Genomic DNA, 26,276 nt, shown 5'->3' with positions numbered 1-26,276 from the left:
GCAGGCTCCTCAGCCCCGGTACGGCAGGACCGGCTTGCCCGGGACGTCGACCGTCGTGCGGAAGAGCGCGCCCGCCTCGGGCTCGGGGTCGTCGAGGTTCTCCTTCGACGTGGTGATGTACAGGTCGGTGAGGTCGGGGCCGCCGAGCGTCACCGCCGTCACGAGGCGCACGGGGACCTCGATCTCCTCGAGGACCGTGCCGCGGGGTGAGTAGCAGCGGACGCGGCCCGCGCCGTTGAGCGCGACCCAGACGTTGCCCACCGAGTCGACGGTCAGGCCGTCGGCGTGGGTGCCGTCAGAGCTGTGGAAGACGCGCCGTCCCGTGAGCTCGCCGTCGACCACGTCGAAGACGTCCGTCGTGCCGGTCGCGGTGTCGTTGTAGTAGGCGAGGTCGCCCTCGGGGGAGAAGTCGAGGCCGTTCGACACCGTCACCTGGGCGAGGACCACCGACACGTCGCCCTCGGGCGTGATCCGGTAGAGCCCCGCGCCTCCCGGGCGCTGGTCGTAGGCCATGCCGCCGGCGTACAGGTTCCCGTGCGGGTCGCAGCCGCCCTCGTTCATGCGGACGCTGGGGTCGTCCCACAGCGGCTCGAGGGGCGTCGGGACGTCGTCCGGGCCGTCGGCCAGCGCGATGCCGCGCTCGACGGCCACCACGTAGCCGCCGTTGGACCGCGGACGGGCGAAGGCGGCGACGTCGCCGACGTGGAGCCGGTCCACGGAGCCGTCGGAGCGCAGCGTCAGGAGGTCGCCCGCGAGCATGTCCACCCAGCGCAGGCCACCCCAGGACGGCGACCAGACGGGGCCCTCCCCGTGGTAGGCGATCGGGTCGGTGATCTGCTCTGCCTGGCGCACGGGGAGGTCCTTCCGTCGGGTACGAGGGGTCGTCCATCGTCGCACCGGGGACGGCGCGACGCCCGGTGGGCACCGTGGCACGCCCGGTGGGCTCTGCCCGCGGTGCCCGGCGTGCAGCCGCGCGACCTCCGGGGAAGACTGGTGAGACCGCACACCAGGCGCACCTGAGCCGACCCCAGGAGGACCACCCGTGACAGAGCAGAACCCGACCGTCGTCGTCTCCGGTGCCTCAGGGAGCATCGGGACCTACCTGCGCCAGACGGGCGGAGGGCTGCCGGCCCGAGGCTGGTCGCTGCGGCTGCTCGGCGGGCACGAGCCCGACGAGCTGCTCCCCGGCGAAGAGGGCACCCCGTTCTTCACCGCCGACATCAGCGAGGAAGACTCCCGCGACGCCCTCGACGAGGCCTTCGCCGGGGCCGACGCCGTGGTGCACCTCGCCGGCATCCCGGGCGAGGACAGCTGGACGACGATCCGCCGGACCAACATCGACGGCACCTACCGGGTGCTCGAGGCGGCCCGCCGGGCGGGCGTGCGGCGCGTGGTCCTGGCGAGCTCGAACCACGCGGTCGGGTACCTGCCCACCGGTGAGACCGCCCGCACGGACGTCGCGCCACGGCCGGACACCTACTACGGGGTCTCGAAGGCCGCGATGGAGGCGCTCGGCAGCCTGTACGCCGACAAGTACGGCCTCGAGGTCGTGTCCCTGCGGATCGGGATGTGCGCGGACAGGCCGGTGAGCACCTTCGACCTGGGGATCTGGTTGAGCCCCGGCGACACGGTGCGGCTGGTGGACGCCTCGCTGCGCGGAGAGGTGTCCGGACCGGTGATCGCCTACGGGGTCTCGGCCAACACCCGGGGGTGGTGGGACCTCGCCAGCGCCCGGGCGCTCGGCTACAAGCCGCGCGACGACGCGGAGGCGTTCGTGGACGAGGTGGAACCGTACGACGGGCCGGAGGGCGTCCTCGGGCACGGTTTCGTTGCGCTCGACCCGCACGAGCACCAGGGAGAGTGAGGTCCTGCACGGGCGGCGCAGGACGGTACACACCGCGCCAGGCTCGCCAATAGGACAAAAGTCCTCTATGGTGGCGTGACCGACGACACACCGAGGTGCGTCGGCCCCGCTCGACGGCGATGCGGGGCTGTCGCCGCAGGTGGCACACGCCCGAGGAGCCCCATGGATCAGCCCGTGACCGCGAGCCGGCACCCCCGTCCGACGAGGCGCGACGATGACGATCTCGTTGCAGAACCGTTAACGATCTCGGTGGCGGACGAAACAAACGTCCCCTACGGTCATGTGATGGATGACACAACCCAGAAAGCCGAGGGTGGGTCGCCAGCGGCGCTGGTCGCGCTCACCGGCGTGAACAAGCACTTCGGCGACCTGCACGTCCTCAAGGACATCGACCTCTCCGTGAGGCGCGGCGAGGTCGTCGTGGTGATCGGCCCGTCGGGTTCCGGCAAGTCGACGCTGTGCCGCGCGATCAACCGTCTCGAGACCATCGACTCCGGGACCATCGAGCTCGACGGTCACCAGCTGCCCGAGGAGGGCAAGGCGCTCGCGCGCCTGCGCGCCGACGTCGGGATGGTCTTCCAGTCCTTCAACCTCTTCGCGCACAAGACGATCCTCGAGAACGTCACGCTCGGGCCCATCAAGGTCAAGGGCATGAAGAGCGCAGAGGCCAAGGAGCTCGCGATGTCGCTCCTCGAGCGCGTCGGGATCGAGTCCCAGGCCGGCAAGATGCCGGCCCAGCTGTCCGGTGGGCAGCAGCAGCGCGTGGCGATCGCCCGCGCGCTCGCCATGCAGCCCAAGGTCATGCTCTTCGACGAGCCCACCTCTGCCCTCGACCCCGAGATGATCAACGAGGTCCTCGACGTCATGGTGGGTCTCGCCAAGGACGGCATGACGATGATCGTCGTCACCCACGAGATGGGCTTCGCCCGGAAGGCCGCCGACCGCGTGGTCTTCATGGCCGACGGCCAGATCGTCGAGGAGGCCGAGCCCGAGGAGTTCTTCACGAACCCGCGGTCCGAGCGCGCCCAGGAGTTCCTGTCGAAGATCCTCACCCACTGAGCCCTGCACCGACCCTGCACTGACGACAGCCGTACCGACCACCCCGTCCCGGGTACCCCTGGGACGGGCGGCCGTACGGTCCGGACGCACCGCAGTCCGGACCGACGTCGCGACCCGCCACGAAGGAGAACCCCATGCGCAACCGTCCGACCGCGTTCCTCGCGATCGCCGCTGCCTCTGCCCTGCTGCTCTCAGCCTGCGGCGGAGACGACAGCTCTGAAGACCCGCCCGTCGCGGACGTCGACGCCGCGGAGTTCCCCGAGGGCAGCACGATGGCCCGCCTCGCCGAGGCAGGCACCATGACCGTCGGCACGAAGTTCGACCAGCCGCTCTTCGGCCTCGTCGGCCCGGACGGGACGCCCGTCGGCTTCGACGTGGAGATCGCGAAGATCATCGCCGGCGAGCTCGGGATCGCCCCGGACGACATCGAGTGGACCGAGACGGTGTCCGCCAACCGCGAGACGTTCATCCAGGAGGACCGCGTCGACATCGTCGTGGCCACCTACACGATCAACGACGACCGCAAGCAGGTCATCGACTTCGCCGGACCGTACTACCTCGCCGGGCAGTCGCTCATGGTGAACGCCGACGACGACTCGATCCAGTCCGAGGACGACCTCGCCGGGAAGATCGTCTGCTCCGCCGAGGGCTCGACCCCCGCGAAGAACATCGAGGAGAACTTCCCCGACGCCGACCTCCGCACCTTCTCGCAGTACACCGACTGCCTCGACCCGCTCCGCAACGGCCAGGTCGACGTGCTCACCACCGACAACGTGATCCTCGCGGGCTACGTCGCCGAGAGCCCGGACGACTTCAAGCTCGCCGGTGAGCAGTTCACCGAGGAGCCCTACGGCATCGGTCTGAAGAAGGACGACACGGACTTCCGCAACTTCATCAACGACACCCTCGAGGCCGCCTACGAGGACGGCCGCTGGGACGCTGCGTGGGAGGCGACCGCCGGTGAGGTGCTCGACACCCCGACGCCGCCGGCCGTCGACCGGTACTGAGCACGACCGGTCGGACGAGCGTCTGACCGACGACCCTCGGCCCGGGCCGGTCGCCTGACACCTCAGGCGGCCGGCCCGGCCCGCGGGACCACCGCACCACCCGACTGCGGGCGCTGGGCCGACGGCCCACGACCCGCGTGAACCAAGGAGGACGACCGTGCAAGCACTGGTCGACGAGCTGCCGAGGATCTGGCAGGGGTTCCAGCTCACCCTGTTCCTCGCCGTCGTGTCGGGAGCCCTCTCCCTCGTCTTCGGGACGATCCTGGCCGCGTTCCGTGTCGCGCCGCTGCGCTCGCTGCGCACCTTCGCCGGCGCGTACGTCGAGGTCGCGAGGAACACCCCGCTGACGCTGGTGTTCATCTTCTTCGTCTTCGTGCTCCCGAGCCTCGGGTTCATCCTGCCGCTCGGCCGGGTGCCCGCCATCATCGCACTCACCGCCTACACCTCGGCCTTCGTGTGCGAGGCCGTGCGGTCGGGCATCAACTCGGTCGCCGTCGGGCAGGCCGAGGCGGCCCGCGCCATCGGCCTCGGGACCGTCCAGACGCTCAGCCTCGTGGTCCTGCCGCAGGCGCTGCGCACCGTGGTGCCCCCGCTGATCAACGTGCTCATCGCACTCACCAAGAACACGTCGGTGGCCGCAGGCTTCGCGGTCGTCGAGCTCACCTCGACGAGCCGAGCCCTCGCCCGCGACAACCCGGCCGACGTCGTCCTGCTGCTCACCGGCATCGCCGTCTGCTATCTCGTCATCACGATCCCCGCGGGGATCGCGGCCAATGCCATCGAGCGAAAGGTGGTGTTCAGCCGATGAGCGGCAACGTCCTCTACGACGCACCCGGACCCAAGACCCGGCGCCTCGAGCGGATCGGCTCGATCGTCTTCGCGGTGATCCTGCTCGGCCTGCTCGCCTGGATGATCAAGGGCATGGCCGACCGGGGGATCTTCGACGACCGGTGGGCCGTCCTCACCGACCCGCCGAAGGGCCAGAGCGCCGAAGACGTGTGGAAGTCGCTCGTCGTCACCGGGCTCGGCGCGACGCTCAAGGCGGCGGTCGTCGCCGCACCGCTCGCCCTGGTGCTCGCCTTCGTGCTGGCCATCCTGCGCACCTCCGGCATCCGCGTCGTGCGCGGTGCTGCGACCGCCGTGATCGAGGTGCTCCGCGGTCTGCCGGTGCTCCTCATGATGCTGTTCGCGCTGCTGGCCTTCGGGCTGTCGTCCTTCCAGGCCGTGGTCATCGGTCTCACGCTGTACAACGCGGCGATCGTCGCCGAGATCCTCCGCGCCGGCCTCGCCGCGCTGCCCAAGGGGCAGGCCGAGGCGGGGACGGCCATCGGCCTCACCCGTGGTCAGACGCTGCGGCTCGTCCAGCTGCCCCAGGTCATCCGGCTCATGCTGCCGAGCCTCATCAGCCAGTTCGTGGTGTTGCTCAAGGACAGCTCGCTCGGCTTCATCGTCGGGTACCCCGAGCTGCTCAACGCCATGAAGACGAACTACAACTTCTTCGGGAGCGACTCGCGCCTGCCGCTGTTCCTCGTGGTCGCCGTCGTCTACCTCACGGTGAACATCGCGCTGTCCCGGCTCGCGGTGTACATCGAGAAGCGGTTGTCGTCTCGCGGCCAGAAGCCCGTCGCGACCGGGCTCGCGACGCCCGACCTGGGCAAGACGACGGTCTGAGCAGGTCCTGGCCTGCGGACCACGTCAGCAGCACCTGGCAGGAGGCCCGTCGCACGAGCGGCGGGCCTCCTGCCGTCAGCTCAGGGTCAGCCTCGCCACGGCCCGGGTGATCTCCTCTGCCATCGAGGCCCCGCCGTGACCGTCCGACCCGACCACCACGAGCTCGCTGGCGGGCCAGGCGCGGTGCAGGTCGTAGGCCGTGGACAGCGGTGAGCTGATGTCGAGCGCACCGTGGACGAGCACCGCGGGGAGGTGGGCGACCCGGTCCACCCGGCCGAGGATCCCCTCGGGAGGCGCGAAGCCCGACGCTGCCCAGACGTGCACCACGAGCGTCGCGAACAGCAGCCGGAACTCCGGGTCCTCGTAGCGCGGGCTCGGCGCCCCACCCGTGGCGAGAGAGACGTGGACGTCCTCCCACGTGCACCACGCGAGGGCGGCCGCCTCCCGGACGCCCCGGTCCGGGTCCGTCAGCCGTTCGCGGTACGCGTCGACGACCCGCTGCCCCGGCGCGCGGCCCGAGGCTGAGGCGAAGGCCTCCCACTGCGCCGGGAACACCGCGCGCATCGACTCGGTGATCCACTCGACCTCGGCGGCGGAGGTGGTCGTCACGGCGCCCAGGACGAGGCCTGTCGCGCGCGACGGGTGGGCCTGCGCGTAGGCGAGGGCGAGCGTCGTCCCCCACGAGACGCCGACCACGAGCCACTCCTCGATCCCCAGGTGCTCGCGGAGCGCCTCGACGTCGGCGACCATGCGCTCCGTGGTGATCGCCGCGAGGTCTGCCCCCGGGCCCGTCGCGAGCGGACGGCTGCGGCCGCAGCCGCGCTGGTCGAGGGCCACCACGAGGTGACGGCGCGCGTCGAAGTGCTGCCGGTGGCCGTCGCCGAAGCCGGAACCCGGACCGCCGTGCAGGAACACCGCGGGGACACCGTCGGCGGAGCCCCAGGACTCCCAGTAGACCGACTGCCCGTCCACGGTGTCGAGGGTCCCGGAGGAGAGGACGTCGGTGGGCTGAGAGGGGAGAGTCACCCGACGATGCTAGCCACGTCCACCGGGTGACCTCGTGGGCGGGTTGTGCGCAGACCCGCGGGTCGGGCTGGACAGAACGGCACACGCCACGTTCTGTTGACCCATGCCTGCCGCTGACGTCATGACCTCGCCACGCCTCCGTCGCCGACCACGGCTGTGGTCGTTCGGCGCCGCCACCCTCTCGACGGTCCTCGTGGTCGGCGGGCTCGCGGCGTGCAGCGACGAGCCCGACCCGCTCGCCGAGGCGACGACGCTCGCGACCGCGCTCGGCGAGGGCCTCGCCGACGGCGACCTCTCCGGCATCGCCTTCAGCGACGTGAGCGCCGACGAGGCGACCGCCTCGCACGCCGCCGTCGTGGCCGCCGTCGCCGACTCGCCGCACGACGTCGAGCTCACCGAGGTGGTCCTCGCCGACGACGAGACCAGCGGCACCGCGACCTACACGCACACCTGGGACATCGCCGGGAACCCCTGGACCTACGACACCCAGGCGCCGCTGGCCCTGTACGAGGACGTCTGGGAGGCGCAGTGGGCGCCCGACCTCGTGGTCGACGGCCTCGAGTCCGACGAGGTCCTGCGCCTGAGCAGGACCACCGCGCCGCGCGCCGACATCCTCGGCGCCGGCGACACGCCGATCGTCACGCAGCGGCCGGTCAAGCGTGTGGGCGTCGACAAGACGCGCGTCGAGCCGGCTGACCTCGACGGCACGGCCCGTGCGCTCGCGGAGCTCGCCCAGATCGACCCCGAGGCGTACGCGGCCAAGGTCGCCGGTGCCGGCGAGAAGGCCTTCGTCGACGCCGTCACGCTGCGCGCCGAGGGCGGCGCCTACGACTTCGACGCGATGGCGGCGATCCCCGGCGTGCTGCTCATCGACGGCACCCTGCCGCTCGCCCCGACCCGCGAGTTCGCGAGCGACCTGCTCGGCCGCGCCGGGGAGGCCACCGCAGAGATCGTCGAGGCCTCCGAGGGGACGATCGCCGCCGGAGACGTCACCGGGCTCTCCGGCCTGCAGCGCCAGTACGACGAGCAGCTGCGCGGCACCCCCGGCGTCGCTCTCGAGGCCGTGAGCGAGGCGCGAGAGCCCCGCGTGCTGCTCGCCGAGGACCCCGTCCCGGGCGAGCCGCTGCGGACCACCCTCGACGTCGGCGTCCAGGAGCTCGCCGACTCCGTGCTCGTGGGCCAGGAGGTGCCCGCCGCCATCGTCGCGATCCGGCCCTCGACCGGTGAGGTCCTCGCGTCGGCCACCGGTGCGGCCGGTACCGGGACGGCGACCACCGCGATGTACGCCCCGGGGTCGACCTTCAAGGTGGTCACCGCGCTCGCCCTGCTGCGCAACGGGCTCACCCCGGACACGCCGCTCGACTGCTCGGCCGAGGCCGTCGTCGACGGGCGGGCCTTCGTCAACTACCCCGACTACCCGGCGGGGAAGTCCGGCGAGATCTCGCTGACCGACGTCATCGCCAACTCGTGCAACACCGCGCTCATCAACGCCTCCGGGCAGGTGACGCAGGCCGACCTCGCGTCGGCGGGCGAGGCCCTCGGGCTGGGGCTCGCGCAGCAGCCCGGCCCGGGAGTCTTCACCGGGTCGGTCCCGGCCGAGGCCGAGGGGACCGAGCACGCCGCGTCCATGATCGGCCAGGGGCAGGTCCAGGCGTCGCCGGTGGCGATGGCGACCGTCGCCGCCTCCGTGGCCGCCGGGACCACCGTGCGCCCGACCTTCCTGGCGCAGGAGGCCGACCCGGTCGACTCCGACCTGCCCGACGCCGCGGCAGCGCCGCTGACCGCCGACGAGGCCGCCCAGCTCGGTGCGTTCATGCGGGCCGTCGTGACCGACGGCGGCGGCAGCTTCTTGCTCGACGTCCCCGGAGAGCCTGTCGGGGCCAAGACCGGCACCGCGCAGTACGGCGACGGCAGCACCAACCACGCCTGGATGATCGCGACCCAGGGCGACCTCGCGGTCGCTGTGTTCGTCGAGACCGGCGACTACGGGTCCACGACGGCCGGTCCGCTGCTCGAGGCGTTCCTCGTCGGGCTGGCCTGACGCTGGCCCGATCGCACGCAGACGAGCGCCGGGGTGCTGAGAGCACGGGTGTGATCGAGACGACCACGTGATCGGGGTCGGTCCTCAGCGGCCGACGCTAGGGTCGAGGTGAGCCTTCCGAGCACCTGCACGCGGCGTCTCGGCCCACCTGATCTGCGCCCCACGGCGCGAGGAGAACCATGACCAGCACCTCCGTCCGCACCCGCCGCCGCACCGCACCGCGCGCGCTCCTCGTCGGCCTGCTCTCGGCGGTCGCGCTGGTCCTCGGCGGCACGACCGCGTCGGCCCACGACACCGTCCTCGGCACGGCGCCCGGCGACGGCGAGACGCTCACGACGGCCCCGACGCAGGTGTCGGTCGAGCTGAGCGCGGTCCCGCAGGCCATCGGGTCCCGGATGCTCGTGACGTCCTCCGACGGCACGGTGCTCTTCGACGGCGAGCCGACCATCGCCGACCGCGTCGCGAGCGTCGAGCTCCCCGCCGTCGCGAACGACGGCTACACGGTCGCGTGGCGCCTCGTCTCCTCTGACGGGCACCCGATCGACGGCACCTTCGGGTTCGTCGTCGACGACCCGGCCGCGGTCGCGCCGACCGAGGACCCCACCATGGAGACCCAGGGCGAGACCGACGCGACGACCGACGCCGAGACCTCCGAGGCAGCGACCGCGACCACCGACGCCTCGGACCCGTCGCCCTCGGCCACCGACGCCGCCTCGGACGAGGACTCCTCGGGCACGTCGTGGCTGCCGGTCGCCGGCGTCGTCGTGGTCGTCGTGGGACTCGTCCTCCTCGTGCTCTTCCGCCGCCGCTCCGCCCTCCAGGACCAGTCCTGACCCTCGCTCCGGAGCTGTCGGCGCGGGCAGGCCCGGACGTCGACAGCTGATCAAGGGGCCCCGGATCTCGAGGTCCCGCTGAGCGCCCCGAGGTCGTACGAACGCCGACGAGGTCGCACAGACACGCCAGACGGCCCTCCCTGAGGGGCTGAGGCGGCGTGTCCGTGCGACCTCGTCCGTGGTGGTGCGACCTCGCGACAGCCGGAGCGACGAGGCGGAGCGACGAGGCTGATCAGTCGCAGGCGAGGCCGGTGGTGAGGGCCTCGAGGTTGGCGCGCATGATGTCGACGTAGTCGCGGGACTCGTCGGTGCGGCTCTCGAGGGGGTCGAGGAGCGCGGTCGAGACGCCGATGTCGTCGGCGAGCGTCTGGGTGACCTTGGGGCCGAGCGAGCGCTCGAAGAACAGCGTCGAGACGCCGTCGCGCTCGACGATCGCGCGCACGTCGCGCAGGCGCTTGGGGGAGGGCTCGGCGTCGGGGTTGATGCCTGAGATGCCCTCCTGGACGAGCCCGTACCGGTCGGCCAGGTAGCCGAAGGCCTCGTGCGAGGTGACCAGCGTGGCGCCCTCGCACTGTGCGAGCCCCTCGGAGAACTCCTCGTCGAGCCCGTCGAGCGTCGCGGTGAGAGCCTCGGCCCCCGCGGCGTAGTCGGCCGCGTTGTCGGGGTCGATCGCGCTGAGCTCGGCGGCCACGGCGTCACCGACCATCGACAGCCGTGTCGGCTCGAGCCAGAAGTGCGGGTCGGCGGCGTCCGCCTCCGCGGCCTCGGCGGAGTCCACCACGTGCTCGGGGGACTGTGCGGAGACCGCCTCGTCGGTCGCTGCCTGCAGGCCTGACAGGTACACGACGAGGTCCGCCGTCCCGATGCCGCGCACCTGGGCGGGGGAGAGCTCGAGGTCGTGCGGCTCGGCGGCGGGCGGCGTGAGGTTCGAGACCGTCACGTGCTCGCCCCCCACCTGCTCGACGACGTACTGGAGCGGGTAGAACGACGCGAGCACGTCGACGGTGCCGTCAGCGGATGCGTCGGTGTCGGAGCAGGCGGTCAGGAAGGCGCAGGCGGCGAGGGCGGTCGCGGCGAGGGCGGCGGGGGAGCGTCGCATGGGGTGTCTCGTCTCCGGTCGTGGCGTACGTGCGGGAGCCCGCCGGTGGGGTTCCCACCGGCGGGCGGCGCCCGAGGGCGCGGGTCGTGCGGGCGTGCTGCGCCACCGTCGGGCGGCGCAGCACGCGCGGGTCAGCTGGTCGGGGTCTCGGTGGCCTCGTCCGAGTGCTCGTGGTCGTGACCCTCGTGGTCGTGCTCGTCGGTGGTGGCGTCCGTGGCCTCGTCCGAGTGGTCGTGGCCCTCGTGCTCGTCGGTCGCCGCGTCACCGTGGTCGGCACCCTCGTGCTCGACCTCGGCGCCGTGCTCGACGTCGCCCGAGGCGCCGGTGAGCTCGTTCGGGACGACGGTGAGCTCGACGCTGTTCCAGATCTCGCCGGTCTCGATGTCGACCGCGTGGATCATCGAGGTGGACGGGTCGGTGATGTAGGCGCTGCCGTCCTGGACGTACAGGGTCGGGCGCGGGTCCTGCCAGGTCTCGGACTCTTCCCACTCGTCGATCACGGGGACGGAGCGCGTGACGGTCCCGGTCTCGGGGTCGATGACGTGCAGGGCGCCGTCGGTGCCGAGCACGAGGGCCTCGCCGGCGTCGCCGCGCCCGAGGGAGCGGAAGGTGTACGAGGCGGGCAGGTCGACGAGCTTCATCGAGGCGTCGCGGGTGTCGATGATCGACACGCGCGTGGGGCGCTCGAGGTCGGCGTCGGGGTCGGTCTTGTAGTCGCCGAGGACGTAGGGGGAGTCCTCGCTGCCGGCCTGGTTGCCGATGCGTCCGTAGGCGTCCGGTGCGGTGACCTTGCTGATGACGCCGTCCTTCGTGACGAGCGCACCGTCCTGGCAGCCGATGACCACCGCCTCGTCGGCCGCGACGGCCTCGCCGTGCACGCCGGGGCACTGGTCGTTCGCGGCGACCTCGGTGCCCTCGGCGTCGAGCACGCGGATGCCGGTGCGGGCGTCCTCGGTGCCCTCGGAGACGATGAGCGTCCCGTCGGAGAGCTCGACGGCTACGCCGTGGTGGGCGCTCGGGGTGCTCACCTCGCGCACCTCGCGGTCGGGGTCGGCGACCTCGGCGGAGTCGAAGACGGTGATGTCACCGGTCCCGTCGGCGAAGAGCGCGGTACGGCCCTCGTGGACGACGGCGTGGCCCGGCTTGTCGGCCTCGAAGGAGATGTCCGTGAGCTGCGGCGTGGTCGTGTAGTAGTGCGCGTGGTCGCCGTGCGGCTCGGCCCAGGTGCCGGCGTCGAGGACCTGGAACTTGCCCGCGGTCGAGACGAGGACGTGGCGCCCGTCGCCCGCGGGGTTGATGCGGTTGAAGCCGTCGAGCTCGATGTCCTCGATCGTCTCGAGGGTGGTCGAGTCGAGGACCTGGATGCCGCCGTCGTACGTGATGACCAGGCGCGGGGTGAGGCCGGCGGCCTCGACCGCGGGGGCGGAGGTGGCGGACTCGGTGGGCTCGGGCGTGCCGGTGGCGGCGTCGGCGGAGTCGTCCGAGGACGAGCAGGCGGCGAGCAGGACGAGGGGCAGTGCGGCACCGAGCGCGACGGCGCGGTGCCTGCGGCTGCGGGAGGCGGTGAGGGTGGGGCTCATGGGTCGACGGGCACGGGGGCAGGGGCCACCGGTGCCCTCTCCTTTCGAGGTCAGGGGAGGGGGTTCGGTGGAAGCGTAGCAGAGAATGAGAACGGTTATCGTTACGTTGTGAAGGTCGGTCAGCAGGGGCGGCCCGGGCGACCGGTGGCCGCCGCACCCGACCTCGGGCAGGCTGGTAAGCCCTGCACCACCGACCGAGGAGAGGCACAGAAGATGAGCGACTCCCACTACGACACGCAGTTCTTCGTGGTCGACGAGGCCGCCGGCACGGTCGACGAGCTCAAGGACGCGCTGCGCGACTGGGCCCAGACCCGCGAGAGCGGCACCCTCCAGGAGCACACGCCCGCCGAGGGCCTCGAGTTCTTCGCCTGGGAGATCGCCGGCTGCACCTTCTCGGTCTCCTTCGACGACGTCGCCGACGAGGACCGCTGGCACTACGCCGGACCCATCGCCGACTCGCACGCCGCGCTCGCGGTCTACGGCGCACCCTTCTTCGTGGCCGTGACCGGCAGCGCGCCCGAGGACGAGGACGGCGTGGCGGACCTCGAGTGCCTGCTGACGGAGGGTCTCGAGCTCGCCCGCGTCTTCGAGCGGCCCGGCGTGGTCGCCGTCGGCATGGGCCCGGGCGGCAAGCGCGACGCGGCCGAGGCCGTCCCCGGCACCGAGCTCGCCGAGCCCGACGAGGCCTTCGTCGTCGAGCTGCGCAAGCGGCAGGTCACGCACTGACGCACGACGGACCATGATCCGGCGGGCGACGCCGGTCCAGGCGCCCCCGACCGCGACGCTCCCTCACCCGACCTACCGAGAGGCTCCCCGTGAGCGACCCCCACTACGTCCACCACTTCTTCGTCGTCGAGCAGGCCGGCGGGACGCCCGACGAGATCCGAGAAGAACTGCGCACCTGGGCGGCGACCCGTGACGAGGGTGTCCTCGAGGAGCACGACGTCCTCGGCGGCTTCCACACCTGGGCCGTCGGCGAGACCACCTACTCGATCACGGTCGACCCGCTCGGCGACGAGGACCGGTGGCACCACGCCCGGCAGGTCGCCGACTCGCGCCTGGCCGCGGCTGTCCACGGGGCGTCGACCCTCGTGGTGATCACCGGCGGCGCGCGCGAGGACGACCCGGACCCGGACGTCCACGCGGTCTGGGAGGCGGCGCACGACCTCCGAGTGCTGTTCGCCCGACCCGGGAGGGTCTCGGTCGAGATGGGCGCGGACGGGACGATGGGGCTCGCCGAGGCCGTGCCCGGCACCGCGCTGCCCGAAGTCGACGACGCGTTCGTCCAGGACCTCCGTCGCGAGCAGTCGGCGCACCAGCCGTAGGCGGTGGCCGGGCGGCGCCGACGGCCGGCGGTGCGTCTAGGGAGACGTGGCCTGCGGCGCCTCACCCGGGAGGTCGAGGCGCCGTGCGCCCGCGCCGTCGTCCCCGAGGGAGTCCTGCGGGTTGAGCAGCAGGCACGACTTCATGGAGAGGCACCCGCAGCCGATGCAGCCGGTGAGCTCGTGCTCGAGCTGCTCGATCGCGCGCCGCCGCTGCTCGAGGACCGACTTCCACTGCCGTGACGCGCGCTGCCAGTCGTCGTGGCTGGGGGTCGAGTCGAGCGGGACCGTCCGCAGCGCGTCCTGGACGTCGGAGAGCGGGACGCCCAGGCGCTTGCCGACGGTGATGAGCGTGACGCGTCGGATCATGTGGCGGCGGTAGCGGCGCTGGTTGCCCGAGGTGCGCGTCGACGCGATGAGGCCGATCCGCTCGTAGTAGTGCAGCGCCGAGACGGCGACGCCGGTCCGTCGGCTGACCTCGCCGATCGAGAGCAGCTGCTCAGGTGCGCGCTCGTCGGCGGTCCTGCTGGTCCTGTCGGCCATCTGCCCTCCCGGTAGACCTCAAGTCTACTTGGGGTTCTCGCGGCCCAGGTGTCCCACGGCCCTCTGGCTGACGGCTCACTGCTCGTCGGGTCCGAGGAACGGGACGAGCGCCTGGGAGATGCTCTCTCGCGCTGCGTCGTCCGAGATCGTCGGTGTGCCGTCGCCGGGCTGGAGCCCGTAGTCGCCGAACTGGGCGTGCGAGGCGCCGTCGATGCGCACGACGGTCGTCGAGGCAGGGAGGTCGGCGAGCGAGTCGTCGATCTTCTCCGGGGTCGCGAGGCCGTCCTGCGTGCCGGACACGGAGATCACGTCGAGGTCGGTGCGTTCCGCGAGGGCGTCGCCCGAGCAGTACGACGCGAGGAGCACGAGTGCGTCGACGTCGCCGGACTCGGCGTAGCTGCACGCCTTGACCCCACCCATGCTGTGCCCGCCGACGGCCCAGGAGTCGACGTCGGGTGCGAGGTCGGTGAAGGCGTCGAGCGGGCGACGCTCGAGGATCGCGAGGTTGAGGAACGGCTTGACGATCACGACGGTGGTGCCCTCCGCGGCGACCTCCTGGAAGGTCGCCGCGTAGGCCTGCGGGTCGACCTTGGCGCCCGAGAGGAACACGAGGCCGCGACCGTCGCTCTCGCCCGTGGGGCGCAGGACCACGACGTCGCCCTGGTCGTCGACGTCGACCCGGGGGTCCTCCTGCACGGCTGCGAGGCCCGCGGGCTCGGCGGTGTAGGTGTCGTTCGCCCAGAAGAGGAACGCGCCGACGGCGACGACGAGGACCGCGAGGACGGAGGCGAGGGTGATCTTCAGCCCGCGGCGGCGACGGCGCGGCCGCGGGGTGCTTGCGGCGGAGGGTGTGCCGGCCGTGTCGCTGCTGGCGTCAGCGCTGTCAGGGCTCACAGGCGGAGTGGGCATCGGGGGTCTCCAGACGTCGATAGTACGGCTACCGTACCATTTCTCCGGCGGGTATGTTGATCCGATGACTCGTCCCCCCGGCGCCGGACCCGAGCTCTCGACCGCCCTCCTCCGGGACCTCCAGGACGCGATCGGCGAGGCGGGCTCCGCGCTCGCCCGTCGGATGGAGATGAGCGCGACCGACGCCTCGGCGATCGAGCACATCTCGCTGTCTGCGGCGCTGCTGAGCCCGGGAGAGCTCGGCGAGCGCCTCGCCGTCACGCGCTCGTCGGCCACCGAGATCGTGGACCGGCTCGAGCGCGCCGGGCACGTCGAGCGAGTCCGGGACGAGTCCGACCGACGGCGCTTCCGGCTCGTCCCGACCGAGGGGGCGAAGATGCGGGTCCGGGGCGAGCTCGCCCCGCTCGTCACGGCGCTCGACGCGGCCGCAGACGGGCTCGGGCCTGCGGAGCGGGAGGTCGTCGCGACGTACCTGCGACGGGTCGTCGCGGCCTACCGCGGCTTCGCGCAGGACGAGGAGGGCGCGCGGCCCGAGGGGTGAGCCGGGCGCCGGGGCCACCCGGCATGTACAAGAACTCTTGTACAAGTGATCTTGTCGATGTAGCGTCCACGGTATGACAGCGCCACGCACCCCCGAGGACCAGCCGACCGCCTCGCTCCGCATCCAGGACGTCGGTGCGCTCCGCGCTCTCGCCAACCCCCTGCGCATGCGGATCCTCGGGCGGCTGCGCCAGGAGGGGCCCGCGACCGTCGGCGCGCTCGCCAGCGCCACGGGGACCGCCGCGGGCTCCGTGAGCTTCCACGTGCGCACGCTCGTGGAGCACGGTCTGGTGGTCGAGGTCCCCGAGCTCGCCCGGGACCGTCGTGAGCGCTGGTGGGCCGCGACGTCGCGGACCACCAGCTGGGAGCCGGGCGACTTCCAGCAGACCGAGGACGGGCGCGACGCGACCGGCGAGCTCGAGCGCGCGGTGCTGCGCAGCCAGCTCGCGTCCGCCGAGGCGGCGCTCGACCACCGGTCGCAGACCGACCCCGAGTGGGTCGCAGCCGGAGCCTACGGCGACGACAGGCTCCTCCTCACCCTCGACGAGGCGCGCGAGCTCCGCGCGGACCTCGAGGGGGTCATGGCCCGCTGGCGCGCCAGGGCAGACGCGGGCCGCGCAGCACCGGGCGCCGGGGGAGCGGGCGAGGCGGTCGGCGGCAAGAGCGCTGACAGCGACACCACTGACGGCAAGGCCACCGACAGCGGTGCTGCGCAGCAGGTGGCTCCGGTGGTGGTCGTCGTCCACACCTACCGCGCGGCGCCGTGACCCGGGCCGCCGCGCCGCGGGTCACGGCGCCGCCCGGGCGTGGTGCCGGTCCTGCAGGGTCTCCGGCACGCCGACGCACCCCGCTCGTCGCGCTCCTCGGCGCCCAGGTGATCGCGACCGGCGGCAACGTCGTCACCCTGGTGGCCCTGCCGCTCTACGTCCTCGCCGAGACGGGGAGCGCCTCGATGGCAGGCGTGCTCGCCGTCGTCACCACGGTGCCCGTCGTGCTGGGCGGGGCCTTCGGCGGCGTGCTCGTGGACCGCGTCGGGTACCGGCGCAGCTCGGTCGTCTCCGACCTGGTCGGCGGCGTCACCATCGGCATGGTCCCCCTGCTGCACGTGACGGTCGGGCTGCCGTTCTGGGCGCTCCTCGTCCTCGTCTTCGCCACCGGGCTGCTCGACACCCCCGGGCAGGGCGCCCGGACCGCCCTCGTCCCCGAGGCCGCGGCCCTCGCCGGGGTTCCGCTCGAGCGGGCCATGGGGTGGTGGGGAGCCGGCAGCCGGAGCGCCACGCTGCTCGGCGGCCCGGTCGCCGGGCTGCTCGTCGCGACGCTCGGGGCTGTCCCGGCGCTCGTGGTCAACGCCGCCACCTTCGCGCTGTCGGCCCTCGTGGTGGTCCTCGGGGTGCCTCGGGCGCTGCGACCGACCGTCGAGGCTGCGGCACCGGCCACCACGGTTGGGACGGCCGCGGCGACAGCCGCCGGTGACCGCGAGGGGTACTGGGCCGCCCTCCGTGCCGGCGTCGCGGTGATCTGGCGGGTGCCGCTGCTGCGCGCCGTCGTGCTCCTCGTGATGGTCACCAACGCGCTCGACGTCGCCCGTGCCAACGTCCTCGTGCCCATCTACGCGGACCGTGTCCTCGGTGGTGCGCAGGCGCTCGGGCTGATCGTCGGGGCCATGGGCCTCGGGGCCTTCGCGGGGGCGCTGCTGTTCTCGGCGGTCGGACCGCGCCTCCCGCGCCGCGCCACCTTCGCCTGGGGCTTCCTGCTCGCGGGAGGCCCGTCGATGCTCGTCTTCGCGCTGCAGCCCTCGCTCGTCTGGTGCCTCGTGGCCACCGCGCTCGCCGGTCTGGCGGCCGGGGCGCTCAACCCCATCATCGGCACCGTGCTGCTCGAGGAGGTGCCGGCGTCGATGCGCGCCCGGGTGTCCGGAGCGGTGAGCGCGGGCGCCTGGGCGGCGATGCCCGTCGGCGCCCTCGCGGCGGGTGTGCTGGTCGAGCAGGTCGGCCTCGTCGCGTGCTTCGTGGGCTTCGGGGTCGTCTACGTCCTGGTGACGCTCGTGCCGTTCCTGCCGACGCCGTGGCGGGCGATGGACCGGCGCGCGGTCGGGCCGGGCTGAGACCGTCGGGCGTCGTGGTCAGCGGTGCCCGAGCGTGTCGTAGCCGGCCTCGACGATCTCGTCGCGCCACGAGGCGGGGTCGTCCGTCTCACGGGCTGCCAGGGTGAGCGCTCCGACAGCCACGAGCGCGCCGGTGACCCGGATGGTCCTGCGCTCGGGGACCTGGCCTGATCCGTCGAAGGCCTCGAAGAGCAGCGGCGAGATGGCGTCGACCTCCTCGCGGACCTTGTCACCCATGGGGGCGATCGTGCTGAGGAGCAGGCTCACGTGGCCCGGGAGCGCGAAGGCGAGCTCGGTGTAGATCTCGATCGCGCGGCGGTCGCGGGTCGGACCGACGGGGAGGTCGGCCACCCGGTCGCGTGCGCGCTCCATCTGCGCCTGGCACTCGGCGAGCACCGACTGGTACAGGTCCTTCTTGCTCGAGACGTGGTGCAGCAGCCCGGCCTTGGAGTACCCGGTGGCGTCGGCGACGGCCTGGACCGAGGCCCGGTCGTACCCGTGGCGCGCGAAGACCGTCGCGGCGCCGTCGATGATGGCGGACCGGTCGCTGTGCGGCACGTCTCTGCGCTCCTGTGGTGGGCGAGCGCAGCCTCCGCGCTCGGTGGGGGCGCCGTGCTCGGGCCTGGTCTCGACCGCGGGCGCCAGCGCGCTGCGAGCATACAACCGGCCGGCGGGGCCGCCCGGGATCTGCGCCGCCCTCGAGTTCGTGACTTTCGAGCGAGTTCGTGCCCTACAAGGCACGAACTCGGTCTGACGGCACGAGGTCGCTCCGAAGTCACGAACTCGCCGGATGCCAGGGGGCTTCCCTTCGGAGGGGCCGTGTGCAAGTATCTGCGTATGCACGCATATACGCAGACAGATGAGCACGGGCTCGAGGTCCCCGACGCCTCCGAAGCTTCCGACGCACCCGACTCCCGGCGCGGCGAGATCGAGGACCATCTCGTCGAGCTCGCCGTCGAGGTCTTCGCGATGTTCGCCGACGCCACCCGGCTGCGGATCGTCCTGGCGCTGCGTGACGGCGAGCTCCCGGTGGCGCGGATCGCCGAGACCGTGGGCAAGTCTCCTTCGGCGGTCTCCCAGCACCTCGCCAAGCTGCGCATGGCGCGCATGGTTTCGACCCGGCAGGACGGCACGCGGGTGTTCTACCGCCTGACCGACGAGCACGTCCGCGAGCTCGTGACCGACGCCATCTACCAGGCGGAGCACGTCGCGGAGGGGCTCCCGCGGCTCCACCACCACGAGGCCGACGACGGCTCCGGGGCCTCGCGGTGACCGGGCACTCGCACGACCACGGCCCGTCCGCCTCGGCCTCGGTCGCCGAGGCGCGCAGCCACCGCCGGCGTCTCGCGATCGCCTTCTCGATCACCTCCACCGTCCTCGTGGTCGAGGTGGTCGGCGCGATCTGGACCGGCAGCCTGGCGCTGCTCGTCGACGCGGCCCACATGCTCACCGACGCCGGCGGCCTGCTGCTCGCGCTCGTGGCCAGCGTGCTGACCATGCGCGCGCCGACCGCCCGGCGCACTTGGGGCCTGCGCCGCGCCGAGGTGCTCGCCGCGCTCGCCCAGGCTGCGGTGCTGCTCGCAGTCGGTGTCTACGTGGTGGTCGAGGCCGTGCAGCGGCTCTTCGACCCGCCCGAGATCCCGTCGACCGAGCTGCTGGTGTTCGGCGTGATCGGCCTGCTCGCGAACATCGCGTCGATCGCGGTCCTCGCCTCGGCCCGCTCGGCGAACCTCAACCTCCGTGCGGCCTTCCTCGAGGTGGTCAACGACGCGCTCGGCTCTGTCGCGGTGATCGTCGCCGCGATCGTCATCTCGACGACCGGCTGGGGAGGCGCTGACGCGATCGCCGCGCTGTTCGTCGGGTTCCTCATCATCCCGCGCACGGTCCGGCTGCTCCGTGAGGCGCTCGACGTCCTGCTCGAGTCGACCCCGCGCGGGCTCGACCTCGACGCCGTGCGCGACCACCTGCTGGGCGTCGACCTGGTCCGCGGTGTCCACGACCTGCACGCCTCGCAGATCGCGACCGGGCTGCCGGTGCTCACGGCGCACGTGGTGGTCGACGACGAGTGCTTCCACGACGGTCACGTCCCGCGGATCCTCGACGCGCTCCAGGAGTGCGTCGCGGGCCACTTCGAGGTGAACATCGAGCACTCGACCTTCCAGCTCGAGCCGCCCAGCCACGCCGAGCACGAGGCTGGTGTGCACGCCTGACGGGCGACCGGCGCGTGGTGCCGACACGTCTTCGCGAGACCTCCACGCCCAGCGGTCGAGCACTGTACCGTCCAGCCGGTACAGTCGGTGGTCCGGACCTGGTCGGCCTCGTCGCCGACCGAGCAGGTCCGGTCCGTCCCGACGGTGCCGGCAGGAGACCGGCGCCTGAACCCAGGAGGCTCGCATGGTCCCCGCACACGTCTCGCCCCGCTCGTCGACCCCCGCCGACCTCGAGGCCCGGGTGGCTGCCCTGCCCGTCGGCGCACCGGACCCGGACGCCGACCCGCGCCGCTGGGTCCAGACCCTCGTCATCGAGGGCCTGCTGCTGGGGACGTACGAGCGCGTCCACGACTTCGACGACGACGAGTGGGAGGGGCTCCTCGAGGCGCTCAGCCGATACGGCGGGCCGGAGACGCCGCGCAGCGGACGCCCCTCGCCGTCGGTGGCCCTCGACCACGACCTCTTCCGCGACCCGGACCGGCCGATCATGGACGCGGTCCTCGCGATCGTGATGGCCGAAGGTCTCGCCGGGCTGACCCTGGAGCGTGTGGCCGAGGTGTCCGAGCGCAGCCTGTCGTTCCTGCGGAGCGCCTTCGGGTCGGTCGACGAGCTGCTGCACGACGTCGTCGTGCAGGCCTACGGCGACGGGTTCGACGACCTCTCGATGTTCCGGGAGGACATCTCCGCCCGGAGCGTCACCGAGTACCTCGCCGTGTTCGACAGCGTCCAGCAGATCGCCGCGTACTGGCGCGTCCTCGTCCTCACGGGCGTCGCCGCCCCGCCCGAGGCCCGTGCGCAGCTCGAGGCCGACCACCGTGCGGCGCGGTCGGCGCTCCCGTCACCTGCCGACGACCCGGGCGCGTGGCTCGTCCCGCTCGCGCTCGACGGCTGGCTGCTCGGCTCGACGACGGTGGGGTACGCCTGGCTCGACCGCGTCCCGGCGGGGGTTCCCGAGGTGCTGACCCGCCTGCTCCGCGACCGGGCCGCCTAGCGACGGAAAATCCCTGGCGCACGGGTGTGGCCCAGGACACGATGGGGCCCATGCCAGACATCTCGCTCGCACTGCTCGGATGGGACCCTCGGCGCACTGACGAGGCCGCGACGCACCCTGCCGCAGGCCCGGGGGTGCGCCCGGGCCGTGTGGTCCGGGTCGAGCGCGACCTCGTGCGGGTCGCCACGGAGGACGGTCTCGTGGCCGTCCCGTCGGTCGGCCTGGCGGTCGGCGACTGGGTCCTCACGGACGGGGCGTCGTGGGCGAGCGTGCTCGACCGGCGCACCGCGCTGCGCCGCAAGGACTCCGGCCAGACCTCCGACGAGCAGCTGCTCGCCGCGAACGTGGACGTCGTGGTGGTCGTCGAGCCCATGGACCCGCGGCCGAACGTCCGCCGCGTCGAGCGGATGGCGACCCTCGCGTGGGCGTCGGGCGCGACCCCGCTCGTGGTGCTCACCAAGTCCGACCTCGCCCTCGGCGGCGAGGTCGCGGACGTCGAGGCCGTGGTGCCCGGCGTCGAGGTCCTCGAGGTCAGCGCGGAGACCGGCGACGGTCTCGACGTCGTGCGGTCCCACCTGACGGCGAGCCGTACCTTCGTGCTGCTGGGCCCCTCGGGCGCCGGGAAGTCGACGCTCGTCAACGCGCTCGCCGGCACCGAGGTGCTCGCCACCGGGGACGTCCGTGGTGACGGCCGCGGCAAGCACACGACCACGCACCGCGAGCTCGTCCCCGTCCCGGGCCTCGGCTGCCTGGTCGACACCCCGGGGATCCGAGGCGTCGGCCTCGTGGCTGACGAGGAGGGGCTCGAGCAGGCCTTCCCCGAGGTGGTCGCACTCGCCGCGGGGTGCCGCTTCGTCGACTGCGAGCACCGCACGGAGCCCGGGTGCGCGGTGCTCGAGGCGATCGAGGACGGTGCGCTGCCCGAGGTGCGCCTGGCCTCCTACCGGCACCTGCTCCGGGAGATCGCGCACCAGACCGCACGGAAGGCGTCGCAGGACCGCAGCGCCCTGCGGAGCCGGGGCAAGCAGGCGAACCGGTCCAAGCGCGAGTCGATGACGATCAAGGGCCGCGGCCCGCGGGGGTAGCCCGAGAGGCCGGGGTCGACGTCACGTGGACGTCGGCCCCGGCCTCTGGTGGTGCGGCTGCTGGCCGCTCAGGTCAGGTCGGCTGCGCTACTGCGCGGAGTAGCCGCCGTCGACCAGGTGGTAGCTGCCCGAGATGAACGACGCCTCGTCGCTCAGCAGGAACAGGACGAGCGAGGCGACCTCCTCGTCCGTGCCGAGGCGCTGCGACGCGTGCTTTTGCTCGAGGTCGGTCAGCGCCTCTGCGGACAGCGAGGAGCGGACGAGCGGGGTGTCGATGAATCCGGGGCCGACGGCGTTGGTGCGCACGCCCTGCGACGTGTACTCGAGCGCCGCGACCTTGGTGAGGCCGATGAGCGCGTGCTTGCTCGTCACGTACGCGGCGTTCTGCGCGATGCCGACCGAGCCGAGCACGGAGCCCATGTTGACGATGGCGCCGCCGCCGGCCGCGACCATCGCGGGGATCTGGTAGCGCAGGCCGTAGAACACGCCGTCGAGGTCGACCGCACGGACACGGTCCCACGCCTCGATGTCGTACTCGCCGATGGGCTGAGGTGCGGCGCCGATCCCGGCGTTGTTCACGGCCAGGTGGAGCGCGCCGTAGGTCTCGACGGCGAAGCGGACGGCCGCGTCGGAGTCCTCGTGCTTGGCGGTGTTCTGGACGAACGCGGACGCGGACCCGCCAGCGGCGACGATCTCGTCGACCACGGACTGCGCGGCCTCGAGGCGGATGTCCGTGACGACCACCGACGCGCCCTCGGCGGCCAGCCTGCGGGACACCGATGCCCCGATGCCGCTGCCTCCGCCGGTCACGATCGCTACCTTGCCGTCGAACCTCTGTCCGGACATCTGCGCCCATCTCCCTCAGTCGTGTGCGAGGGCGGAGTCGCCCTCACGGGCGTGAACCCCGACAGGGCGGTAAGGATTCCCGGGCGAACCGGGAGCTGCGGGTGATCTTCGCCGCGGGCGTCCTCAGAAGTAGGGCACCGGAGTCGAGGCGGCCCCTGGCTTGCCGTGGGCGACCGCTGCGAGTGCCATGTTGTAGACGTAGAGGTCCAGCTCGTCGTGAGGTGCTCCGACGGCGGCCCGGACGGACTGCCGGTAGCTCGCCATGCGACCGCCGCTGAGCAGGCGACCGAGCTCGGCGCGCTGGGGCTCGGTGGTCTGCAGGTCTGCAGGGAGCTTCATCGGGGGACCTCGTAGGGGCTGGAAGGATCGACGGCGGTCACGTAGGATCGGGACGTACGCTGCGGTAGGCCCACTCAGCCACTCGAGTCCCTCACCGCCTAACGCGAGTGGCCTTGCGAGGAGTCCCGCCTGACGGCAGGGCTCCTTTCTTGCGTCCGGTTCCGGCTGGTCGAGCGATCATGCAGCCGCCCGGAGCGCTGTCACAGAGTCGCGACGGTCCGACCATCAGTTCTCGCACATACTGCCCATAGTGGTCACGTTCGGCAAGAGGCCCGGCTGCGGGTGGGGAAAGTCTGCTCTGTCGGCTCGCCTCACCCAGAGCCCGCGAGGAGCTCCTCGAGGCGGTCGTAGTTCTCGTCCATGCCGCTGTCCATGCCCGTGAGCATCGCGTCGCGCTCGGCGACGGTGCCGAAGAGCGACAGGCCGTCGACGCGGCAGCGTCCGCCGGGCAGGTCGGTGAAGGTGAGGGTCTCGAAGGTGGGGTGGCCGGGGTCGCCCTCGAACTCGAAGGTCTGGACCAGCCGGTGCGGGGCGGTCACCTCGTGGAACGACCCGAAGAACGCCCAGCCGACGCCGTCGGTCCCGCGGACCACGTAGCTCCACAGGCCACCGGTCCGGGCGTCGAAGGCACGGACCTCCACGGTCGTGCCCCTCGGCCCGGTCCACCGCGCGAGCGTCGCGACGTCCGTGTGCGCCGCGAAGACCCGCTCGGCGGTGGCCTCCAGCTCGCGGGAGAAGGCGATGCTCTGCCCTCCGGGAGGTGCGGTCACGGTCCGCTGGTTCGCCATGAGTGCTCCTGTGCGCTCGTCGGGTGCCGGCCGGGTCCGGCCGCAGTCCGCCCTCAGTCTCGCGCTCGCGGCCCCGTGGGCGCGAGAGTCAGCAGCCTGTCGCGCCCGCACCCGCCGCGAGGTCCTCGTCCTCGGGGCGCAGGCCGATGATCGTGTGGACCCGGTCGACCGCGCGGTCGAGCAGGTCGAGGACCTCGGCGACGTCGCCCGGGTCGGCGCGCTGGAGCAGCGCGTCGGTCGCGCGGATCTGCATGGCCTCGGCCTGGGTGAGGATCGCACGCCCCGGGTCGGTCAGGGCCGAGCCGACGATGTGGTCGCGGTCCGAGCGCGTGGTCACGAGGCCCTTGTCGCGCAGCGAGACGAGCGTGAGCTCGACCGCGCCGGTCTCCATGCCCACCTTGCGACCGATGTGCCGCGGGTGGTCGACGTCGCCCTCGATCGCCTTGAGGATCATGAACTGGCTCGACCGCAGCGACGTCATGGCCTCCATGCCGCGCTGCAGGAACGTCCCCAGCACCTGGAGCTTGTTGAGCCGCTCGAGCACCTCGACCGCGGTGTCCAGGTCGCCGACCGGGGTCGAGACGAGCTCGCGCCGGGCGAGGACCGCCAGCTCTGCCCCGGTGACCCCTGGCCCGGTCACCGGGGTGACGAGGGGGTCGGACGGGCCGGTGACGATCGGGGTGCTCATGGGTACGGTCCTTCAGGTCGGGGAACGGTGCTGCTGTCAGGCTCGACATCTGGTCAACGTCTGAGAGCCGCGATCCGTCCCCCGACCGTACCCGGGGCTGGTGTCAGTACCGGAAGGTCGCGACCGACAACCGCAGCGCGGAGGCCATCTGCGCCAGCTCGCCCACGGCGGCCGTGGTCTGGGCGAGGGCCTGGGTGGTGGAGTCGGCGGCGTCGGAGACCCCGGTGATGTTGCTCGCGATCTCACCGGCCCCGGATGCTGCCTCGGCCACGGAGCGCGACATCTCGTTGGTCGTGGCGGTCTGCTCCTCCACGGCCGAGGCGATGGTCAGCTGGTAGTCGTTGATCGAGGTGATGACCTCCGAGATCCGCTCGATCGCCTCGACGGCTCCCGAGGTGTCGGTCTGGATGGTCGCGACCAGGCGCCCGATGCTCTCGGTCGCCCGGGCCGTCTCCTGGGCGAGCTCCTTGACCTCGGAGGCCACGACGGCGAAGCCCTTGCCGGCCTCACCGGCGCGAGCAGCCTCGATGGTCGCGTTGAGCGCCAGCAGGTTGGTCTGCTCGGCGATGGTCGTGATGACGCGGACCACGCTGCCGATCTCCTGGCTCGAGGTGCCCAGCTGCGCCACAGAACCCGTGGCGCTCTTGGCCGCCGTGACCGCCTCGGCGGCCACGCGGGCGGCGTCGTTGGCGGACTGGGAGATCTCGCGGATCGAGGCGCCCATCTCCTCGGCGCCGGCCGCGACGGTCTGGACGTTCCCCGAGACCTGGACGGCGGCGGTCGAGACGACGCCGGCCTGGGCGGAGGTCTCCTCGGCGCCCGCGGCGATCTGGTGCGAGCTCGCCGAGAGCTCCTCGGACGCCGCGGCCACCGAGTCGGACGAGCGCACGACGGTGCTCATGACCGCGCGCAGGCTTGCCAGCGCGCCGTCGAGCGCGGCGCCCATGCGGCCGAGCTCGTCGTGCGAGGTCATCCCGGTCGAGCCCGTGAGGTCGCCGTCGGCGAGGCGCTCGACGACGTCCTGGACGGTCTTGGTGCTGCGCGCCACCCCGCGGGCGACGACCCAGCCGAAGGCCAGCGCGACGAGCGCACCGACCACGATGATGGAGACCGACACCAGGCGCTGCTGCTCGTAGGCCTCGCTCGAGCTCTTCACCGCCGCAGCCGCCTCGGCGTTCTCGGCCTCGAGGAGCGCGGTGAGCTCTTCGCCCATCGCGGTGGTCACCGGCTGCACGCGGCTCTCGTTGGCCTCGACCCACCCGGCGGTGTCGTTGGCGAGGGCGAGGTCGGCCATGTCGCCGCGCTGGAGCGCGAGGTAGTCGTCGATGGTCGTGCTCAGCTCGTCGAGGGTCGCGCGGCGCGACTCGTCGAGGTTGGTCTCCGCGTAGGCTGCTGCTGCGGTCCGGAAGTCCTGCTCGGCGGCGTCGAGCCTGCCGAAGGCGGCCTCGGCCCCGGCCTCGTCCGCGGCCATGGCGGCATCGCGCGCGTACATGCGCATCTGCGCGGCGGCGTACCGCATGGTCGTGACATGGCGGACCCCCACGAGGTTCTCCTCGTAGAGCTCCTCGGTGGTGGCGGCAGAGGTCGCGAGCGCGAGCAGGCCGAGCACCCCCACGAGCACGGCCACGGCCGCTGCGACGACGACGGTCCCGAGGACCTTCGTCCGGATGCTGAGGTCTTCGATGCGGGCGAGCGCGCTCCGGCGCACGGGAGGACGGTCGGTCATGGCGG

General features: G+C 72.6%; 28 protein-coding genes. 16 read left to right on the top strand and 12 right to left on the bottom strand.

The features are described 5' to 3' along the window. Positions 1-9 precede the first annotated feature (9 nt). Entirely contained in the window at positions 10-852 is an 843-nt protein-coding gene (locus tag SKED_RS18140) for an SMP-30/gluconolactonase/LRE family protein (RefSeq protein ID WP_012868644.1), read from the bottom strand. A 190-nt stretch (positions 853-1,042) separates the two neighbouring features. On the opposite strand from SKED_RS18140, the gene SKED_RS18135 reads away from it, so the two are divergent. The 5 genes from SKED_RS18135 (at position 1,043) to SKED_RS18115 (ending at position 5,601) form a co-directional block, all read left to right on the top strand. Next, complete coding sequence (locus SKED_RS18135; protein WP_012868643.1) at positions 1,043-1,864, top strand: NAD-dependent epimerase/dehydratase family protein; 822 nt, start codon at positions 1,043-1,045, stop codon at positions 1,862-1,864. Positions 1,865-2,149: 285 nt separating this feature from the next. After that, positions 2,150-2,923, top strand: a complete 774-nt coding sequence (locus SKED_RS18130; protein WP_012868642.1) for an amino acid ABC transporter ATP-binding protein — start codon at positions 2,150-2,152, stop codon at positions 2,921-2,923. A gap of 134 nt (positions 2,924-3,057) precedes the next feature. Continuing rightward, on the top strand, positions 3,058-3,930 hold the full coding sequence (locus SKED_RS18125; protein WP_012868641.1) for a glutamate ABC transporter substrate-binding protein: 873 nt from the start codon (positions 3,058-3,060) through the stop codon (positions 3,928-3,930). A gap of 157 nt (positions 3,931-4,087) precedes the next feature. Continuing rightward, complete coding sequence (locus SKED_RS18120; protein WP_012868640.1) at positions 4,088-4,738, top strand: amino acid ABC transporter permease; 651 nt, start codon at positions 4,088-4,090, stop codon at positions 4,736-4,738. Next, positions 4,735-5,601 (top strand): amino acid ABC transporter permease, encoded by an 867-nt coding sequence (locus SKED_RS18115; protein WP_012868639.1) that lies wholly within the window; start codon positions 4,735-4,737, stop codon positions 5,599-5,601. Before SKED_RS18120 ends, SKED_RS18115 begins: the two co-directional genes overlap by 4 nt. 75 nt (positions 5,602-5,676) lie before the next feature. Here the strand turns inward: SKED_RS18115 and SKED_RS18110 are convergent, their stop codons facing one another. Then, positions 5,677-6,627, bottom strand: a complete 951-nt coding sequence (locus tag SKED_RS18110; protein ID WP_012868638.1) for an alpha/beta fold hydrolase — start codon at positions 6,625-6,627, stop codon at positions 5,677-5,679. Between the two features lie 103 nt (positions 6,628-6,730). Here SKED_RS18110 and SKED_RS18105 point away from each other — a divergent pair, with 103 nt between their 5' ends. Both SKED_RS18105 and SKED_RS18100 read left to right on the top strand, forming a co-directional pair. Continuing rightward, complete coding sequence (locus tag SKED_RS18105; protein WP_012868637.1) at positions 6,731-8,668, top strand: penicillin-binding transpeptidase domain-containing protein; 1,938 nt, start codon at positions 6,731-6,733, stop codon at positions 8,666-8,668. A 179-nt stretch (positions 8,669-8,847) separates the two neighbouring features. Then, a complete protein-coding gene (locus SKED_RS18100) occupies positions 8,848-9,501 on the top strand; it encodes a copper resistance CopC family protein (protein WP_012868636.1) in 654 nt (217 codons plus the stop codon). A 232-nt stretch (positions 9,502-9,733) separates the two neighbouring features. On the opposite strand, the gene SKED_RS18095 is transcribed toward SKED_RS18100, so the two are convergent. Both SKED_RS18095 and aztD read right to left on the bottom strand, forming a co-directional pair. Next, positions 9,734-10,600, bottom strand: a complete 867-nt coding sequence (locus SKED_RS18095; protein ID WP_012868635.1) for a metal ABC transporter substrate-binding protein — start codon at positions 10,598-10,600, stop codon at positions 9,734-9,736. A 131-nt stretch (positions 10,601-10,731) separates the two neighbouring features. Continuing rightward, positions 10,732-12,180 (bottom strand): zinc metallochaperone AztD, encoded by a 1,449-nt coding sequence (gene aztD / locus SKED_RS18090; RefSeq protein ID WP_012868634.1) that lies wholly within the window; start codon positions 12,178-12,180, stop codon positions 10,732-10,734. 213 nt (positions 12,181-12,393) lie between these two features. Between aztD and SKED_RS18085 the strand changes: the two genes are divergently transcribed. Continuing rightward, positions 12,394-12,906 (top strand): hypothetical protein, encoded by a 513-nt coding sequence (locus SKED_RS18085; RefSeq protein ID WP_012868633.1) that lies wholly within the window; start codon positions 12,394-12,396, stop codon positions 12,904-12,906. An 89-nt stretch (positions 12,907-12,995) separates the two neighbouring features. Then, positions 12,996-13,505, top strand: a complete 510-nt coding sequence (locus SKED_RS18080) for a hypothetical protein (protein ID WP_012868632.1) — start codon at positions 12,996-12,998, stop codon at positions 13,503-13,505. 36 nt (positions 13,506-13,541) lie between these two features. On the opposite strand, the gene soxR is transcribed toward SKED_RS18080, so the two are convergent. Then, positions 13,542-14,045 carry a redox-sensitive transcriptional activator SoxR gene (gene soxR, locus SKED_RS18075; protein WP_012868631.1) on the bottom strand — a complete coding sequence of 168 codons (504 nt, stop codon included), beginning with the start codon at positions 14,043-14,045 and terminating at the stop codon, positions 13,542-13,544. Positions 14,046-14,120: 75 nt separating this feature from the next. Beyond that, entirely contained in the window at positions 14,121-14,954 is an 834-nt protein-coding gene (locus SKED_RS18070) for an alpha/beta hydrolase (protein WP_012868630.1), read from the bottom strand. Positions 14,955-15,018: 64 nt separating this feature from the next. Here SKED_RS18070 and SKED_RS18065 point away from each other — a divergent pair, with 64 nt between their 5' ends. The 3 genes from SKED_RS18065 to SKED_RS18055 all read left to right on the top strand — a co-directional run bounded on the left by SKED_RS18065 (position 15,019) and on the right by SKED_RS18055 (position 17,598). Further along, positions 15,019-15,495 carry a MarR family winged helix-turn-helix transcriptional regulator gene (locus SKED_RS18065; protein WP_012868629.1) on the top strand — a complete coding sequence of 159 codons (477 nt, stop codon included), beginning with the start codon at positions 15,019-15,021 and terminating at the stop codon, positions 15,493-15,495. A gap of 73 nt (positions 15,496-15,568) precedes the next feature. Further along, positions 15,569-16,261, top strand: coding sequence for an ArsR/SmtB family transcription factor (locus SKED_RS18060; protein WP_012868628.1), 693 nt, complete (start codon positions 15,569-15,571; stop codon positions 16,259-16,261). Next, a complete protein-coding gene (locus SKED_RS18055; protein WP_012868627.1) occupies positions 16,258-17,598 on the top strand; it encodes an MFS transporter in 1,341 nt (446 codons plus the stop codon). The genes SKED_RS18060 and SKED_RS18055 overlap by 4 nt, the downstream gene beginning before the upstream one ends. 18 nt (positions 17,599-17,616) lie before the next feature. On the opposite strand, the gene SKED_RS20410 is transcribed toward SKED_RS18055, so the two are convergent. Next, complete coding sequence (locus SKED_RS20410) at positions 17,617-18,156, bottom strand: TetR/AcrR family transcriptional regulator (RefSeq protein WP_012868626.1); 540 nt, start codon at positions 18,154-18,156, stop codon at positions 17,617-17,619. A gap of 279 nt (positions 18,157-18,435) precedes the next feature. Between SKED_RS20410 and SKED_RS20165 the strand changes: the two genes are divergently transcribed. The 4 genes from SKED_RS20165 (at position 18,436) to rsgA (ending at position 21,884) form a co-directional block, all read left to right on the top strand. Beyond that, entirely contained in the window at positions 18,436-18,870 is a 435-nt protein-coding gene (locus SKED_RS20165; protein WP_012868625.1) for an ArsR/SmtB family transcription factor, read from the top strand. Then, the gene (locus tag SKED_RS18040) at positions 18,867-19,808 is read left to right on the top strand and encodes a cation diffusion facilitator family transporter (RefSeq protein ID WP_012868624.1); all 942 of its coding nucleotides are present in this window, start codon (positions 18,867-18,869) and stop codon (positions 19,806-19,808) included. Before SKED_RS20165 ends, SKED_RS18040 begins: the two co-directional genes overlap by 4 nt. 184 nt (positions 19,809-19,992) lie before the next feature. Continuing rightward, positions 19,993-20,799: a hypothetical protein gene (locus SKED_RS18035; protein ID WP_012868623.1), complete on the top strand. Its 807-nt coding sequence runs from the start codon at positions 19,993-19,995 to the stop codon at positions 20,797-20,799. Between the two features lie 50 nt (positions 20,800-20,849). Beyond that, a complete protein-coding gene (rsgA, locus tag SKED_RS18030) occupies positions 20,850-21,884 on the top strand; it encodes a ribosome small subunit-dependent GTPase A (RefSeq protein ID WP_012868622.1) in 1,035 nt (344 codons plus the stop codon). Positions 21,885-21,971: 87 nt separating this feature from the next. On the opposite strand, the gene SKED_RS18025 is transcribed toward rsgA, so the two are convergent. The 5 genes from SKED_RS18025 to SKED_RS18005 form a co-directional block, all read right to left on the bottom strand. Beyond that, entirely contained in the window at positions 21,972-22,730 is a 759-nt protein-coding gene (locus tag SKED_RS18025) for an SDR family NAD(P)-dependent oxidoreductase (protein WP_012868621.1), read from the bottom strand. Between the two features lie 123 nt (positions 22,731-22,853). Next, positions 22,854-23,069, bottom strand: coding sequence for a hypothetical protein (locus tag SKED_RS18020; protein ID WP_012868620.1), 216 nt, complete (start codon positions 23,067-23,069; stop codon positions 22,854-22,856). Between the two features lie 311 nt (positions 23,070-23,380). Then, entirely contained in the window at positions 23,381-23,857 is a 477-nt protein-coding gene (locus SKED_RS18015; RefSeq protein ID WP_012868619.1) for an SRPBCC domain-containing protein, read from the bottom strand. A gap of 88 nt (positions 23,858-23,945) precedes the next feature. After that, a complete protein-coding gene (locus SKED_RS18010; RefSeq protein WP_012868618.1) occupies positions 23,946-24,545 on the bottom strand; it encodes a MarR family winged helix-turn-helix transcriptional regulator in 600 nt (199 codons plus the stop codon). 103 nt (positions 24,546-24,648) lie between these two features. After that, a complete protein-coding gene (locus tag SKED_RS18005) occupies positions 24,649-26,271 on the bottom strand; it encodes a methyl-accepting chemotaxis protein (RefSeq protein WP_012868617.1) in 1,623 nt (540 codons plus the stop codon). Positions 26,272-26,276 lie beyond the last annotated feature (5 nt).

The organism is Sanguibacter keddieii DSM 10542 (assembly GCF_000024925.1).
GTDB classification, from domain to species: Bacteria; Actinomycetota; Actinomycetes; order Actinomycetales; family Cellulomonadaceae; genus Sanguibacter; species Sanguibacter keddieii.
This window is presented reverse-complemented; position numbering and strand designations above follow the sequence as displayed.

What these genes read in the sequence shown, in the direction of transcription:
- SKED_RS18130 (WP_012868642.1), top strand. Translation starts at nt 2,150, where the DNA reads ATGGATGACACAACCCAGAAAGCCGAGGGTGGGTCGCCAGCGGCGCTG.
- SKED_RS18125 (WP_012868641.1), top strand. Translation starts at nt 3,058, where the DNA reads ATGCGCAACCGTCCGACCGCGTTCCTCGCGATCGCCGCTGCCTCTGCC.
- SKED_RS18115 (WP_012868639.1), top strand. Translation starts at nt 4,735, where the DNA reads ATGAGCGGCAACGTCCTCTACGACGCACCCGGACCCAAGACCCGGCGC.
- SKED_RS18105 (WP_012868637.1), top strand. Translation starts at nt 6,731, where the DNA reads ATGCCTGCCGCTGACGTCATGACCTCGCCACGCCTCCGTCGCCGACCA.
- SKED_RS18100 (WP_012868636.1), top strand. Translation starts at nt 8,848, where the DNA reads ATGACCAGCACCTCCGTCCGCACCCGCCGCCGCACCGCACCGCGCGCG.
- SKED_RS18095 (WP_012868635.1), bottom strand. Translation starts at nt 10,600, where the DNA reads ATGCGACGCTCCCCCGCCGCCCTCGCCGCGACCGCCCTCGCCGCCTGC.
- aztD (WP_012868634.1), bottom strand. Translation starts at nt 12,180, where the DNA reads ATGAGCCCCACCCTCACCGCCTCCCGCAGCCGCAGGCACCGCGCCGTC.
- SKED_RS18085 (WP_012868633.1), top strand. Translation starts at nt 12,394, where the DNA reads ATGAGCGACTCCCACTACGACACGCAGTTCTTCGTGGTCGACGAGGCC.
- soxR (WP_012868631.1), bottom strand. Translation starts at nt 14,045, where the DNA reads ATGGCCGACAGGACCAGCAGGACCGCCGACGAGCGCGCACCTGAGCAG.
- SKED_RS18070 (WP_012868630.1), bottom strand. Translation starts at nt 14,954, where the DNA reads ATGCCCACTCCGCCTGTGAGCCCTGACAGCGCTGACGCCAGCAGCGAC.
- SKED_RS18065 (WP_012868629.1), top strand. Translation starts at nt 15,019, where the DNA reads ATGACTCGTCCCCCCGGCGCCGGACCCGAGCTCTCGACCGCCCTCCTC.
- SKED_RS18060 (WP_012868628.1), top strand. Translation starts at nt 15,569, where the DNA reads ATGACAGCGCCACGCACCCCCGAGGACCAGCCGACCGCCTCGCTCCGC.
- SKED_RS20165 (WP_012868625.1), top strand. Translation starts at nt 18,436, where the DNA reads ATGCACGCATATACGCAGACAGATGAGCACGGGCTCGAGGTCCCCGAC.
- SKED_RS18035 (WP_012868623.1), top strand. Translation starts at nt 19,993, where the DNA reads ATGGTCCCCGCACACGTCTCGCCCCGCTCGTCGACCCCCGCCGACCTC.
- rsgA (WP_012868622.1), top strand. Translation starts at nt 20,850, where the DNA reads ATGCCAGACATCTCGCTCGCACTGCTCGGATGGGACCCTCGGCGCACT.
- SKED_RS18025 (WP_012868621.1), bottom strand. Translation starts at nt 22,730, where the DNA reads ATGTCCGGACAGAGGTTCGACGGCAAGGTAGCGATCGTGACCGGCGGA.
- SKED_RS18020 (WP_012868620.1), bottom strand. Translation starts at nt 23,069, where the DNA reads ATGAAGCTCCCTGCAGACCTGCAGACCACCGAGCCCCAGCGCGCCGAG.
- SKED_RS18015 (WP_012868619.1), bottom strand. Translation starts at nt 23,857, where the DNA reads ATGGCGAACCAGCGGACCGTGACCGCACCTCCCGGAGGGCAGAGCATC.
- SKED_RS18010 (WP_012868618.1), bottom strand. Translation starts at nt 24,545, where the DNA reads ATGAGCACCCCGATCGTCACCGGCCCGTCCGACCCCCTCGTCACCCCG.
- SKED_RS18005 (WP_012868617.1), bottom strand. Translation starts at nt 26,271, where the DNA reads ATGACCGACCGTCCTCCCGTGCGCCGGAGCGCGCTCGCCCGCATCGAA.